General features: G+C 43.5%; 12 protein-coding genes. 6 read left to right on the top strand and 6 right to left on the bottom strand.

From position 1 onward, the window contains the following. Complete coding sequence (gene argJ, locus ESV85_RS01710) at positions 1 to 1,212, top strand: bifunctional glutamate N-acetyltransferase/amino-acid acetyltransferase ArgJ (RefSeq protein WP_146914509.1); 1,212 nt, start codon at positions 1 to 3, stop codon at positions 1,210 to 1,212. A 67-nt stretch (positions 1,213 to 1,279) separates the two neighbouring features. On the opposite strand, the gene ESV85_RS01705 is transcribed toward argJ, so the two are convergent. The 5 genes from ESV85_RS01705 to ESV85_RS01685 all read right to left on the bottom strand — a co-directional run bounded on the left by ESV85_RS01705 (position 1,280) and on the right by ESV85_RS01685 (position 6,968). Then, positions 1,280 to 1,888 (bottom strand): Uma2 family endonuclease, encoded by a 609-nt coding sequence (locus ESV85_RS01705; protein WP_146914508.1) that lies wholly within the window; start codon positions 1,886 to 1,888, stop codon positions 1,280 to 1,282. 106 nt (positions 1,889 to 1,994) lie between these two features. Next, positions 1,995 to 3,242 (bottom strand): NAD(P)/FAD-dependent oxidoreductase, encoded by a 1,248-nt coding sequence (locus tag ESV85_RS01700; RefSeq protein ID WP_146914507.1) that lies wholly within the window; start codon positions 3,240 to 3,242, stop codon positions 1,995 to 1,997. A gap of 83 nt (positions 3,243 to 3,325) precedes the next feature. Further along, positions 3,326 to 4,351, bottom strand: coding sequence for a 4-hydroxyproline epimerase (locus tag ESV85_RS01695; RefSeq protein ID WP_146914506.1), 1,026 nt, complete (start codon positions 4,349 to 4,351; stop codon positions 3,326 to 3,328). Between the two features lie 148 nt (positions 4,352 to 4,499). Next, positions 4,500 to 5,981, bottom strand: a complete 1,482-nt coding sequence (locus ESV85_RS01690) for an aldehyde dehydrogenase (NADP(+)) (RefSeq protein WP_410488842.1) — start codon at positions 5,979 to 5,981, stop codon at positions 4,500 to 4,502. 96 nt (positions 5,982 to 6,077) lie between these two features. Then, positions 6,078 to 6,968: a dihydrodipicolinate synthase family protein gene (locus ESV85_RS01685; RefSeq protein WP_146914504.1), complete on the bottom strand. Its 891-nt coding sequence runs from the start codon at positions 6,966 to 6,968 to the stop codon at positions 6,078 to 6,080. Between the two features lie 131 nt (positions 6,969 to 7,099). Here ESV85_RS01685 and ESV85_RS01680 point away from each other — a divergent pair, with 131 nt between their 5' ends. Beyond that, on the top strand, positions 7,100 to 7,966 hold the full coding sequence (locus ESV85_RS01680) for an AraC family transcriptional regulator (RefSeq protein ID WP_146914503.1): 867 nt from the start codon (positions 7,100 to 7,102) through the stop codon (positions 7,964 to 7,966). Between the two features lie 344 nt (positions 7,967 to 8,310). Here the strand turns inward: ESV85_RS01680 and ESV85_RS01675 are convergent, their stop codons facing one another. After that, a complete protein-coding gene (locus ESV85_RS01675) occupies positions 8,311 to 9,120 on the bottom strand; it encodes an XRE family transcriptional regulator (RefSeq protein ID WP_146914502.1) in 810 nt (269 codons plus the stop codon). A 69-nt stretch (positions 9,121 to 9,189) separates the two neighbouring features. Between ESV85_RS01675 and dinB the strand changes: the two genes are divergently transcribed. The 4 genes from dinB to ESV85_RS01655 all read left to right on the top strand — a co-directional run bounded on the left by dinB (position 9,190) and on the right by ESV85_RS01655 (position 14,395). Further along, positions 9,190 to 10,338 carry a DNA polymerase IV gene (gene dinB / locus ESV85_RS01670; protein WP_146914501.1) on the top strand — a complete coding sequence of 383 codons (1,149 nt, stop codon included), beginning with the start codon at positions 9,190 to 9,192 and terminating at the stop codon, positions 10,336 to 10,338. A 1-nt stretch (position 10,339) separates the two neighbouring features. Further along, a complete protein-coding gene (locus tag ESV85_RS01665; RefSeq protein ID WP_146914500.1) occupies positions 10,340 to 13,306 on the top strand; it encodes a DNA polymerase III subunit alpha in 2,967 nt (988 codons plus the stop codon). 332 nt (positions 13,307 to 13,638) lie between these two features. Further along, on the top strand, positions 13,639 to 14,172 hold the full coding sequence (locus ESV85_RS01660) for a hypothetical protein (protein ID WP_146914499.1): 534 nt from the start codon (positions 13,639 to 13,641) through the stop codon (positions 14,170 to 14,172). Between the two features lie 13 nt (positions 14,173 to 14,185). After that, complete coding sequence (locus ESV85_RS01655) at positions 14,186 to 14,395, top strand: hypothetical protein (protein ID WP_092899237.1); 210 nt, start codon at positions 14,186 to 14,188, stop codon at positions 14,393 to 14,395. The last annotated feature ends 34 nt before the right edge of the window (positions 14,396 to 14,429 follow it).

Raw genomic sequence — 14,429 nt, 5'->3', positions numbered from 1 at the left:
ATGATCAAAAATATTACTAATGTACGCGGCATTAAATGCTGGGGTGCACATACAGGGGTGAAGTCCATGAAAAGGGATCTCGCGATTATTTACTCAGAAGTTCCCGCTGCAGCTGCAGGGACTTTGACCCAAAATAAAGTGCGTGCTGAGCCTATCAAAATCACAGAAAAAAACCTTGCAAATAATAGAGCACAGGTAATCATCTGTAACGCTGGAAATGCTAACGCATGTACAGGCGATCAGGGTAAAGAAGGTGCTGAAGCGATGGTGAGAACGACTGCACAGATGTTGGGAATCTCCGAAGAAGATGTAATTGTGGCTTCTACGGGCATTATCGGCGTGGAATTTCCTACTGAAGATGTGGTGGAAGGTCTTAAGGTGAATATTCCTAAACTGAGTGATGAGCTGAAAGCGGGATCATTTGTGGCCAATGCTATTTTGACGACGGATACTTTTGCAAAGGAAGGATTTGTCGAATTTGAGTACGATGGAGTAATGATCAACATGGGTGGAGTAGCCAAAGGATCTGGTATGATCCATCCAAATATGGCGACAATGCTAGCGTTCGTAGTGACGGATTTCCATATCGATGAGAAACTGCTTCAAGAGGCAGTGAGCTACTGCGTGGATCGATCATTCAACATGATCACTGTGGACGGAGATACGTCTACCAATGACATGGTAGCTGTGATGGCAAATGGATTGGCGGGTAATAGAAAAGTGACCAGCAAAGAAGATCCAGGTTATGAGGTGTTTTTGGAAAAACTCTTGGGAATCCTAACTCACTTAGCGAAACTGATTGTGTCTGATGGAGAAGGAGCTTCTAAGTTTATAGAATATAAAGTGACTAAAGCGAGAACTGAAGCAATTGCCAGAACACTGGTTCGTGCGATTTCAGATTCTACTTTGGTGAAAACCGCTATGTTTGGACGTGATCCGAATTGGGGCAGAATCATCGCAGCTGCAGGAAATGCTGGTGTGCCTTTCAACTATAGAAAAGTAAACTTATTCATAGGCGACCAAAATCACTTGGTACAAGTGTTGGATAAAGGAAATCCGCTGGAGTTTGAGAAGTCTTACATGAAAAAGTTGCTTCGTGAATCCCATATCAAAGTGTTGCTAGAGCTGAATACGGGAGAGGAAGAAGGCCTAGGCTGGGGATCAGATTTGACCACGGATTACGTGATGTTCAACTCGGTTTATACCACCTAATCGATTGGGTTTCTAGACGGAAAATAGTTGTCCTGCTTCTCTTGAAGCAGGATTTTTTTATGCTTTTCTAATCTATCTTCTCAAAAAACTCTTCCAGATCGACTTCAAATCCTGCGATGCAATCTGATTTTACGATATCACCACGGGTGAAAAGTCGAGATGGAACATATTTCCCATTGATTAGCTTATTGATCATCAAAGTTTCTTCGTATGGAGAAATAATCCAGTATTCCTGAATGCCAGATTCCTCATAAACTTCGTATTTGTTCTGTAATTCTTTCTTATTGTTTCCCGGAGAAAGCACTTCCACGATTAAATCAGGAGCGCCGAAACACCCAGCATCATCCAATTTTGTACCATCACAAACGACACAGACATCTGGCTGAACGACCGTAAATATATCTTCGTTCTTTCTGGATTTGACCGGTAATCTTACGTCAAAAGGAGCGATAAATACCTTGCACGTTTTCTTTTCAAGATGTTTTAAAAGATGCGAGCCTAATTGAAGCACGATTTCTTGATGCTTTTTTCTAGGTGCTGCAGCAGCAGAACGAAACACTTTTCCCTTGATGAGTTCGACCATTTCATCGATCTCCCAAGTCAGGTAGTCCGCATAAGAATACACTCCATATTCTGTGAACGGCTCTTTCACAAGATCTTTATCCTCGGATTTCATAGAAGCAATTTAAGGAAATGGCTTAAGATTTTCATCAATAAATTCACCCCATAGAAAAGAGGAAAAACTTAACTAACGTGTTTGCTGCGGTCTTCCGTCTTTCCGCTCAACTATACCTATCCACTTCAAAACCTGTCAACTCAAGGGTAGTATCTTTTTGCTGATGTAGTTCGCTGATGATTTTGCCTGAGGCAGGAGCTAGACTGATTCCCATCATGGAATGTCCGCTGTTGACCATCACATTGGAATAGCCAGGAGCATAACCTATGTAGGGAAGTCCATCAGGGGAGCAGGGTCTTAATCCTTTCCAGATTTTATTTTCTTGGGGGAATTTAGCTTCGAATTCTGGGTAATAGCGATTGATGGATTCGAAGATTCCTTTTACGCGATTGAGGTTTACTTTTTGATTGGTGCCTGCGATTTCCATCGTTCCACCAAAGCGAATCTGCTCCCCATAGGGGCTTACTGCCACTTTCATCTCAGTCAAAATGGTAGATTGCATGATCTCAGGTTTATTTTCCTGAAGGAAAGAATAACCTTTCCCACCCATCATAGGTAGATTAAAACCTAACAAATTCGCCAACTCACCAGACCATGAACCTCCACAGAGAATTACTTTCTCAGCATCAATTTTTCCTTGATCTGTGATGACAGCCTTGACCGTATTTCCACTTTTCTCAAAAGCTGTCACTTGAGTATTTGTTAAGAACTTCACGCCTTTTTCCTGCAAATAGGTTTTCAGAAATCCATACAATTTCCCCGGATCCAAATGTGCATCGCCAGGAAATCGTACTGCTCCACGCGCTTTAACTTCCAGGTTTGGCTCAATGGTTCGAATGTCTTCAGGTGTTAGAATATCTGCCTGTAAGCCATTAGCATTCGCAAGATGCGCAAATTCGATTTCTTCCTTCTCAACGGCTTCCGTCTGATAGATCATCATCAATCCCTTTTCCTGCAAGGCAATCTTGGATTCTGGGTGCTCATCCCGAAATTCCTGATAAAGTGCTTTGCTCAGCAAGCTCAGATTTTTCAAAACCGGAACAGATCGCTCCACGTGGGCAGGATTGGCAGCTTTATAAAACTGATAGCACCATTTCAAAAGTTTTGCATCCAGTCGTGGATGAATGTAAAATGGGCTTTTGGAAGAAAACATCCATGAAATCCCCTTGCTGATCATCCCTGGAGCGGCCAAAGGAATAATATGACTTGGTACGATCATGCCAGCATTGCCTGTGGAGCAATTCACTTTCATGTCGCCTTGATCGATTACCTGAACTTCAATGCCTTCTTTTTGAAGGAAATACGCGGTAAATAGTCCGATTATTCCGCCGCCTATGATGATGGTTGGTTTCATGAATAAGTATCAAGTAGTAAGTATTAAGTCGATAGACAGTGCTTTCGAGTGTCTTGATACTTATATCTTGTGTCTAATGTCTATTAAATAACTTGGAATCCATGCACGTACGGATCGTCGTCGTCCAGGATGATGGTATTATATCCGTACACTTTTGCCCAGCCTTCTATGCTTGGGATGATAGCTGGTTTGCCGGCGATTTCTGTTTCTTCTTCGATTCTTCCGATGAACTTTGAGCCAATAAAGCTTTCGTGTATGAAGTCTTCACCTGGTTTCAGAAGTCCTTTGGCGTACCATTGAGCAAGTCTAGCCGAGGTTCCTGTGCCGCAAGGTGAGCGATCAATAGCTTTATCCCCGTAGAATACCGCGTTCCTAGCAGTGCTAGTAGGATCAAGTGTTTTTCCCGTCCAAAGTACATGTGAAAGTCCTTTGATGGCTGGATGCTCTGGGTGTACAAACTCGTATTTCTCATTCATCTTCTGACGAAGTGAGCGAGCCATAGAAATCAATTGCTCGGCTTTGAAATGTTCCAATCCAGGGAAATTCTCCTGAGGATCTACGATGCAATAGAAATTGCCGCCGTAAGAAACATCCACAATGAGTTTTCCCAATTCGTCAGATTCTATTTCCAAACCTTCCGCTGCCAGAAAGCTTTTGACATTCGTCAGTTTGACAGATTTAACCTTTTTTCCTTCTTGTTTGTACTCAACTAGAACCAATCCAGCAGGAGTTTCTAGCCTAAGTTTTCCGGGAGTCTTTGGATAAATCAGTCCTTCCTCGATAGCTATCGTAACAGTTCCAATAGTTCCATGTCCACACATTGGCAGACAACCGCTAGTTTCTATGAATAGTACTGCTACGTCATTCTCTGGATTGTGTGGAGGGAAAAGCATGGAACCAGACATCATATCGTGTCCTCGCGGCTCGAACATTAATCCTGTCCTGATCCAGTCTAGATTGTCTAGAAAATACTGGCGTTTTTCCAGCATATTTTCCCCTTTCAAAAAGGGAACTCCGCCCGAAACTACCCGCACTGGATTGCCACAAGTATGGGCATCGATGCAGGAGAAAGTGTGTCGTGTGGGTGCGAAATCTTCGTTATTCGACATTCAGGATTTTAAAATTGAAATATTTAAAGATTGGAAAATTAGCGATCAAAGATATCCAGACAACACTTAAAATCCTGAAGGCAAATTTATTGAAGAGTGGTTGAAGTTTCGGAAGACCCGTAAATCAAACTTCGTAATTCGTAAATCCTTAGATCTTCTCTACCGTGAACTTACCATTTACTTGCCTTGTAATTCCTAATGGATTTTCGTCTTTCAAAGCATCAGGAAGCAAATCGGCAGGCATATCCTGTAAAGCTATTGGTCTGGCAAATCTCTTAATTGCATGAGCTCCCACGGATGTGCTGTTTGAACTGGTAGTGGAAGGGAAAGGTCCGCCATGCTGCATCGCATAGCCAACTTCTACGCCTGTAGGGACTCCTGCAAATAGCAATCGACCACATTTTTCTTCCAAAAGATTGATCAGATCAGCGTTTGCTTTCAGCTCAGATGTATCCGCCCAAAGAGTTATTGTCAGCTGTCCATGAAGTTTTTTGGCAACTTCGATAAGCTCAGCTTCATTTTCATAAACTACCATCAAAGCAAATGATCCAAACACTTCCTGTTGGAAAAGGTCATCTGCGATCCAATCAGCAGCTTTGATCTCAGCCAAAGCTGGACTCACGTTTATCAAATGCTGAGCATCTGGCACTTTCACCCAATTCAGTTCTGAACGTGTTTTAAGATTATCTAGTGCAGAATAATAAGAGCTCGCAATACCTTCATGAAGCATTGGAGATCCAGCTGCTCCTTGCAAAGCCGCGGAAACAGCATTTTCAAATCTACCAGCCAATTCTTTAGGTACGAAAATCAGCCCTGGATTCGTGCAAAACTGTCCCGCTCCCAACGTAAGTGATCCCACAAAGCTTTGAGCCATAGGAACAAGCTCGTTGGTTAATCGCTGTGGAAAAGTGAAAACCGGATTGACAGAACCCATTTCAGCATATACTGGTATAGGTTCGTCGCGGTCACTAGCTATATTAAAGAGCGATTTTCCTGCTCCGTATGATCCAGTAAAAGCAACTGCTTTTGCCAATGGATGCTTCACTAGATCTTGCCCCATTTTTACTCCACCTTCTACGTGAGCGAAGACTCCTTCAGGTAAACCGGATTTTTTAACAGCCTGAGAAATGCAATCGCCTACAAATTTTGAAGTATCTGGATGTGCTGGGTGACCTTTATAGACCACAGGACATCCTGCCGCCAAAGCTGAAATAGTGTCGCCTCCGGCAGTGGAAAATGCCAAAGGGAAATTACTCGCACCAAATACCACAACTGGTCCGATAGGGATCAGCATTCTACGGATGTCTGCTTTTGGCAAAGGAGATCTCTTTGGGTCTGCCGGATCAATAGTCGCTTCTACCCAGCTTCCTTCTCTGAGCTGATTGGCAAAAAGCTTAATCTGACCAGTTGTACGACCTAGTTCGCCATTAATTCTACCTTCAGGAAGATTCGATTCTTTTACTGCCATCATTACAATCGCATTTCGGTTCTCTTCAAGGATCTCAGCGATTTTTTCTAGAAAATCTGCTTTCTTGTTTCCTGAGAGGTTTTTGTAAGATAAAAATGCTTCTTGCGCAGCTGAAAATATAAGATCGAGATTCATAAGATTGTAAAGTTTGATTGTTGAAATTTTGGAGTTAAAAAGACCAAAGTCGAAAGATGGAAGGACGAAGAATTCCTGATTTCTACATCTTGCTTCTTAGGTCTATAGCCTGAACACTATAATCTACAATTTAGGTCTTTTCGCCAAGCCGTCAGTAATGATTTTCTCAATTCTTACTCTTTCTTCACCAATCAAAGTCAATCTAGGTGCTCGGACGTGCTCGCTTCCAATGCCACAATGCTGCTCAGCAAGTTTGATGTATTGTACCAATTTAGGATGAATATCAAGTTCTAAAAGAGGAAGGAACCAACGGTAGATTTCTCTCGCTTCTTCGTTTTTACCTTCGTTGATCAGGTTAAAAATTGTCACAGTTTCCTTCGGGAAAGCACAAACTAAACCAGCCACCCAGCCATCTGCTCCCATTACCAATTCTTCCATGGCAAGTGTATCCACTCCACAAAGCAATTTGAAACGATCTCCAAATCTATTTCTCATGCGAGTCACATTTGAAATGTCACGAGTTGATTCTTTGATTGCCTCAATATTTTTGCATTCTGCAAGCTCAGCAAACATATCTATGGTTACCAGAGTTTTATAATCTACAGGGTTATTATAGATCATTATCGGAAGATCAGTAGAATCCGCTACAGCTTTGAAGTACGTAACTACTTCACGAGCGTCAGCAGCGTATCTCATTGGAGGAAGCATCATCAAGCCAGCAGCGCCAAGTTCTTTCGCTTTAGCAGCCCAAAAAAGTGCATCTTGAGTCGCACCTTCGGCGATGTTCAAGATCACAGGAACTTTGCCGTCAAGATACTTGACAGTTTCGCGGGTTAATGTGATCTTTTCTTCCTGAGAAAGAACAGAGCTTTCTCCAAGCGTACCACCAAGGATGATCCCGTGAACTCCGGATTCCAGTTGGAAGTCAATGTTTTTGAAAAATAGCTCCATATCCAAACTTCCGTCAGCATGGAATTTAGTCGTCACAGCGGGGAATACACCTTTCCAGTTCATATCTTTTTTTCTTTCAAAAGTAGGGTATTCCAATACTGTATTCCTTTCTTGACTTAGTAAAAAATGGTTCTATTTTGATATAAATAGTTAGATATTATATAAGATCTAATAATTCAAGACTAGTTTTGAATATGAGTAAGGTAATTTCCTTTCAGATCCCTAAGTCTGAAAAAACGTTTATTCAGTACCAAGAAGATCGCGGGAAGTATTTTTACAATAATCTTCATCAGCATCCTCAAGCCCAATTAACACTCATTGTGGAAGGTAGAGGGCAGCTGCTAGTTGGAGACTATGTTGGGAGATTTGAGCCTGGGGATTTGTTTTTATTGCCCGAGAGTATCCCGCATGTTTTTCGGAGTGATGCGGATTATTTTCAGGAAGAAAGCAATCTTAAGATCGCTGGGAACACTATTTTCTTTGATTTCAAAGCGATGAGTAGGGCTTTTTCGGAGGTGGAAGACTTTCTTGAACTCACTCATCTGAATGAAAAAATCACGGGATGCTTTAAAATAAACGGTGATACAAGAGATAAAGTAGCAGAGTTGGTTTCTAGATTTTCTGAGTTTTCAGGCCTTACGAGGCTGCAACATTGCATCTATATTTTATCGCTTTTGGACTTTAATTCTGATGATTTGGTTGCATTAAATCAGATACCTGTGCTTAGAACCATGAATGAGCGAGACGGTAGGCGAATGGATCAGGTGATGAGATTTATCCTAGACAATAGTGCTAGACAGATCTCTTTAGAGGAAGTCGCTGAACAAGCGTTTATGAGCAAAGAGGCTTTTTGTAGGTTTTTCAAATTGCGTACGAGAAGAACTTTTACTCAATATGTCCAGCAGCTAAGAGTTACTGAAGCGAAAAAATTGCTTTTAGAAACAGACTTAAGTATCTCCCAAGTTTCTTATCAAGTAGGCTTCCCTACCTTATCACATTTCAATAAAACTTTTAAAAGTTTAACAGAAATGACCCCGAAAGGCTGGCGGAAACTGGAATAAGCAAACTTGTAATAACTATCGAGAGCGTCGCTGTAAAACAAACAGTTGGAAACCCTAATCCTTCGCTGTGTCGCCGCAAGAAATAACCCTTCGACTCTGCTACTAATGACGGATTATATTTTTCACAGCAAATCGTGTCAGTCCGAGCGAAGTCGAGGACAATAATTTTTACTTTAAAAGAGCCTTCGACTTCGCTCAGGCTGACACAGTCATATTCCTTTTGTAAATTTTTCTTACTCAGGGCTACACTCCAAGGTTACAAATTCTTCATTGTTCCTCTGCGCATTCGCGGGACACTTTACAAAACCTTCGCTGCGCCGTTGCGCCGCCGCGAGAGACACCCCTTACAACTCACCCTTCTGCATCAACCCCAGCTTCCTATTAATCTCCGAGATCTCAATTCCGACTTGCTGCAGTGTCAATGGTTCCTGCGGAAAGTCATCACTCATATAGTATTCAAATTTCCAGATCTCCCGAACCTCTTCCGCAGAGACTTTATATGGCGTATAGACAGGATTCAGGGAGCGTAGTAAAAAGTTTCTTTCCTCGGCCTGAAAACTCAGCATCTTAAAGCTGATCCCCTCACTTGCCGTCACCACCACACAGGGAGTTTCTTTGGCAAGTCGCCACTCGGACAAATACGAGCCAATCACATACGCGCCATCCGCAATGGGCAGCATGCTGTCTCCTTCGGTTTGGAACATTCGATATTTCTTGTCTTTTGGCAGATTTGGCAGATTGAAAACAGGCAGTGTACTCAAATACTCCGGATCTCCAAAACCTCCCAAGTAGCCAGCTTTCGCCTTGATCGGGACAAGCTCTATATTATCTTCATTACTTGAACTCACGGTGGTGGCCAGAATCCGAACTTTCGAGCCACTCAAAAACACATCATTTCCAGCTTCCAGATCACGGATTTTCAGTTCGCTGAGCTTCGACAGGTCTACCCGCAGCAACGTATCCACACTCATCCGGAAGTAATCTGCACACAACAGCAAATCCTCGATAGCAGGAGACTTACTATGCCCATTTTCATGCGCATTCAGTTTGGCGCGAGTCATGCCAAGATTTTCAGCTAGCATGTCCTGACTCAATTTGCGTCGCTTTCTGAGAAATTTCAGATTGGCCGCCCAGAAAAAGCTTTGACTTCCCATTTTTATTCGATACAATTAATGACAATAAAATGATACTAATACTATCAAATATAGCAAGTAATCTGAGAAATGGAAAGGCATATCGTGCATTTGGATCTAGACACATTTTTCGTGTCTGTGGAGCGGTTGAAAAACAGTGCCCTCAATGACAAACCCGTCATCATCGGCGGTAGCTCCGACCGGGGCGTGGTGGCTTCGTGCAGTTACGAGGCTCGGAAATTCGGCGTGCATTCCGCCATGCCGATGAAGTTGGCGCGGAGGCTTTGCCCTTCTGCATTTTACATCAAAGGCGATCACGACAGCTACAGCCAGAATTCACGTCTGGTTACAGAAATCATTCAGGAGCAGGTTCCTCTGATGGAGAAAGCTTCTATAGATGAGTTTTACATCGATATGACGGGAATGGATAGGTTTTTTGGCTGTGAAAAATTCACCAAGGAACTGCGGGAAAGGATCGTTCGAGAGTCAGGATTACCGATTTCCTGTGCTTTGGCAGTAAACAAACTCGTATCCAAAGTAGCCACACATGACGCCAAACCAAACGGACAGACCACAATTCCTTTTGGAAATGAAAAGCCCTATCTCGCGCCACTTCCCATCCGAAGAATGCCGGGAGTGGGCGAAAAAACCTCCGCACTGCTGGAGCGGATGGGCGTGGAAAGTATCAAACTGCTGAGCGAGATTCCTCCACGGATGATGCAAAATCTCCTAGGAAAATCAGGAATCGACCTTTCCCGAAAAGCTAATGGAATTGATGAATCCCCTGTGATTCCCTACACCGAGCAGAAGAGCATAGGCACCGAAAACACCTTCGAATCGGACACCATCGACATGGCTTTTCTGAATAGCCAACTCGTACGGATGACGGAGAAAGTAGGATTTGAGCTTCGCCAAAAACGAAAGCTCTGTGGCTGTATCACGGTGAAGCTCCGCTATGCCAATTTCGACACAGTCAGCCGTCAGTGCATTATTTCCTACACCAGTTCCGATGAGGTACTTCTAGAAAGAGCCAAGGAACTCTTTGCGAAGCTCTATGAAAAGCGAATGCTCGTACGTCTCGTCGGAGTGAAAGTCAGTCACCTCGTACAAGGCCATCAGCAAATCGACATTTTCCAAGACACCGAAGAAGGTGTAAACCTGTACCAAGCCATCGACTGGATCAAAAACCGCTACGGCGAAAAAAGCCTAACCCGAGCCATCACCCTAACCCGCGCCTAAGATGTTTATTACTTGTAAAACCTGGTTTAGCTATCGCTACGGCACCTTTAGCACCGAGAAACTCGTGAATGCTGCAGCCGAGCGCGGCCTATCTTCCCTTGGCCTCACCAATATCAATAGCACGGCCGATCTCTGGGATTTTGTGGATTTTTGTAGGGAAAGGAAAATCAAACCCATCGTCGGAACTGAGATCCGGAACGAGGATACGCTCTGCTATGTGTTACTGGCGAAAAATGACGCGGGTCTACTCGAAATCAATCGATTTTTGTCTCAGCATTTACAGCAAGACTTGATTTTCCCTGAGCGTCCGGATTGCTTTTCCCAAGTGCTGATTATTTATCCTTTTGGAAGCTTTACTGCGCAAAATCTAAAAGAACATGAGTTCATCGGTGTACTGGCCAGCGAGCTGAATCGCATCAAAAAGCAGGAAGTGGAAGCCTTTCCGAAGAAATGGATCATCCGCCACCCGGTGACTTTTCAGGACAAAACGGCTTTCAACATCCATCGTCTGCTTCGAGCCATTGGCAAAAATACGCTGATCAGTAAGTTGGGAGAAAAGGACTTTGCTTCGCCGGATGAAATGTTCGTTTCGGAAGCAGCGTTGATGAGTGCTTTTCGGAATTTCCCCGGCATGATCAGCAACACGCTACAGCTGATCGATGCCTGTGAAATCAAAACCGAACTCCACACTGACAAAAACAAAAAGCACTACAGTGCCAGCGGGGAAGACGATCGGGTTTTGCTGGAAAAGCTAGCCTTCGAAGGCCTTCACTACCGCTATGGGAACAACCCTACAGCCAAAGCCCGTGTGGTCAAAGAACTGAAAATCATCAACGACCTGAATTTCAATGCGTATTTTCTGATCGTCTGGGACGTGATTCGCTATGCCCAAAACCGTGGTTTTTACTACGTAGGCCGAGGAAGCGGTGCCAATTCTATTGTGGCTTATTGCCTGAAAATCACCGATGTGGATCCTATCAAACTCGATTTGTATTTCGAGCGATTTCTGAATCCACACCGGACTTCCCCGCCGGATTTTGACATAGATTTCTCCTGGAAAGACCGGGATGAAGTCATCGATTACATTTTCAAGCGCTACGGCAAAGATCATGTCTCCCTGCTGGGAATGTACAGCACCTTTCAGCGCAGAGCGGTAATCCGTGAGCTGGGAAAAGTATTTGGGCTACCAAAAGAAGAAATCGACCAGCTCGTCCGAGGCAAGGATCAGCCGATGAATGAGGATAAAATCCAGCGAACGATTCTGAAGTACGGACAGCTGTTGGAGAATTTCCCGAATCATCTTTCCATTCACCCTGGCGGGATGCTGATTTCCGAGAAGCCTATTTACCAATACACTGTAAATGATCTGCCGCCAAAGGGCTTTTGCACAGCGCAGATAGATATGTTTTTGGCAGAGAAAATCGGCTTGTTCAAGCTCGATATCCTCAGTCAGCGCGGGTTGGGACATATCAAGGAAGCAATTCGGCTGGTAAAGAAAAACCGGGGGATTGACATCGATATCCATCGAGTAGAGGAGTTCATGAGCGATCCTAAGGTGGCGGAGCAAATCCGAAAAGCAGATACCATCGGATGCTTCTACATCGAGAGTCCGGCCATGCGGCAGCTCCTCACCAAGTTGAAATGTGACGATTACCTCACGCTGGTAGCTGCAAGCTCCATTATCCGTCCGGGCGTGTCGCAGTCAGGGATGATGAAGCAATACATCGAGCGATTTCATGATCCAGAAAAGATCATCTATCTGCATCCCAAGATGAAGGAACTGCTGGAGGAAACCTTCGGCGTGATGGTGTATCAGGAAGATGTGATTAAGGTAGCCCATCACTTTGCTGGCTTGGACATGGGCGAGGCGGATATTCTTCGTCGTGCCATGTCCGGCAAGTACAGATCACATAATCGCTTTAATGAGATCCGTGAAAAATTCTTCAAAAACTGTAAGGAACTCGGACATGAAGAAACTGTCGCAGCCGAAGTCTGGCGACAAATGGAATCTTTCGGAGGCTATTCCTTTTCCAAGGCACACTCAGCTTCTTTCGCAGTGGAAAGCTACCAGAGTCTGTATCTGAAAACCTATTTCCCCATGGAATTTATGGTGGCGGTGATCAATAATTTCGGAGGTTTTTACAGCACGGAATTCTATTTCCACGAACTTAAACGCACCGGTGCAAAGGTAAATCCGCCTTGTATGAATCGCAGCGACTACCTCACCAACATACGTGGCGAAGAGGTTTTTGTAGGCTTGATCCATGTGCAGCAACTGGAAAAGAAGCTTTGTGACTTAATCCTGGAAGAAAGACATGCCAATGGCGCCTACCTGAGTTTGGAAGACTTCATCGAGCGCACGCATGCAGGACCGGAGCAACTGAACATCCTGATCAGTGTGGGAGCTTTTGGATTTACAGGACTGGGAAAGAAAAAACTGCTTTGGAAAGCCAATTTCGCGCAAAAGCATATGACAGCTCTTCCAGATTCTCCTGCGCTTTTCAAAGAGCCTGCGATAGACTTCACTTTACCGGATTTCCCGGATTACCCGCTGGAAGACGCGCTTGACGAGATCAATGTATTGGGGTTTGCGCTGACGGATATGTTTCGGCTTGCAGCCAATGACGGCAAAGGAATGACGCTGGCGGATCAGTTTCCAAGCTTACTTGGGAAACAAATTGAGGTTCTCGGCCAGCTCGTCACTACTAAAGATGTGCGTACGATCAAGCGAGAGCATATGGCTTTTGGGACTTTTCTCGATGCAAAAGGTGATTGGCTGGATACCGTTCATTTCCCCAATTCTCTAAGGCGTTACCCATTTCAAGGCAAGGGTTTTTACAAAATGCGCGGCAAAGTCATAGAGGAATTTGGTGCCTTTGCGCTAGATGTACACGCCATGTGGAAAGTGGGACTGAAGGATAAGAAGGAGGTGCCGCCGAGATCGGTACTTTCTACTGTATCTGTATAAGACTAATGACTTAGACTTCATCCTCTAGATTATAAAAAAGATGAAAGCCTACTCGTTCAATCAATCATTCCACCATTCGAATGGAAAGGATACCAAAAGGGGGCGTATATGAACATATGATTCAATTATTTCCCAATAATTGAGGAGATAATTACCCGAAATAGGGCGCGGAGATAAGTCGTAATCTTAGTCCTATTCCGTTTCTTATGGTTTGTGAAAAACTGTTAAATAGCTCTATAGAAGCCATTAAGCTACTTTTAGAGGAGGTTGAAATAAATAATTTTCGCTCATGGCACTCGGTTTGGCTACAAGAGAAGAAAAACAAACCAATTATGAAAAAACTAATTTTATCACTTACGCTAATGGTTGTCGGATTTGCTACATATGCACAGACAACAAGAGACATTGAAGATATCAATGAAGATAACTCTTGGCTTAAACTAGGTCTTAATATGGGAATCCCTGTTGGGGATATTGGAGATTATTCCTCCTTTGCTTTTGGACTTGATGTAGCAGGTCAATTTATGAGGACAGATAATTTCGGACTTGGAGTGGCGACTGGTTTTACCAAGTATTTTAAGAATTCGGATGTAGTAGGCGCTCAAGACTTCGGTGCTATTCCACTAGGACTAATGCTTAGATATTATCCTGAGCCTACTGGATTCTTTGTGGGAACTGACGTGGGTTACACATTTTTAACGGGTGATGTAATTAGTGACGGTGGTTTTTATATCCGTCCCCAAGTAGGTTATCATAATTATGATTGGAATATTTTCGCTTTTTATAATCAAGTATTTACTTCCGATCCTGCTGCTGATATTCAGACTATCGGTGTAGCAGCGACTTATAATATTAGATTCAAATAAAAACCAGATAACCATGAAAAATCAACTGAAAAAGTATTCGCAGAGTCTATTTTTATTTTTAATGACTATGTTCTTTTCGGTCGCGGCATTTGCACAAGATGGCGGATTAGATATCGATGTCAATATAGGTAAAGAAGAATGGTACCAACAGCCATGGGCTTGGGTAGTAGGTGGAGCTATATTTGTTTTGATACTTGTAGCACTACTTCGAAAGAGGAAATAGTAAAAAAGGTCGTTTCAATTCGAAACGACCTTTT

The sequence above is a fragment of the Algoriphagus aquimarinus genome (assembly GCF_007997215.1).
GTDB lineage: Bacteria > Bacteroidota > Bacteroidia > Cytophagales > Cyclobacteriaceae > Algoriphagus > Algoriphagus aquimarinus_A.
This window is presented reverse-complemented; position numbering and strand designations above follow the sequence as displayed.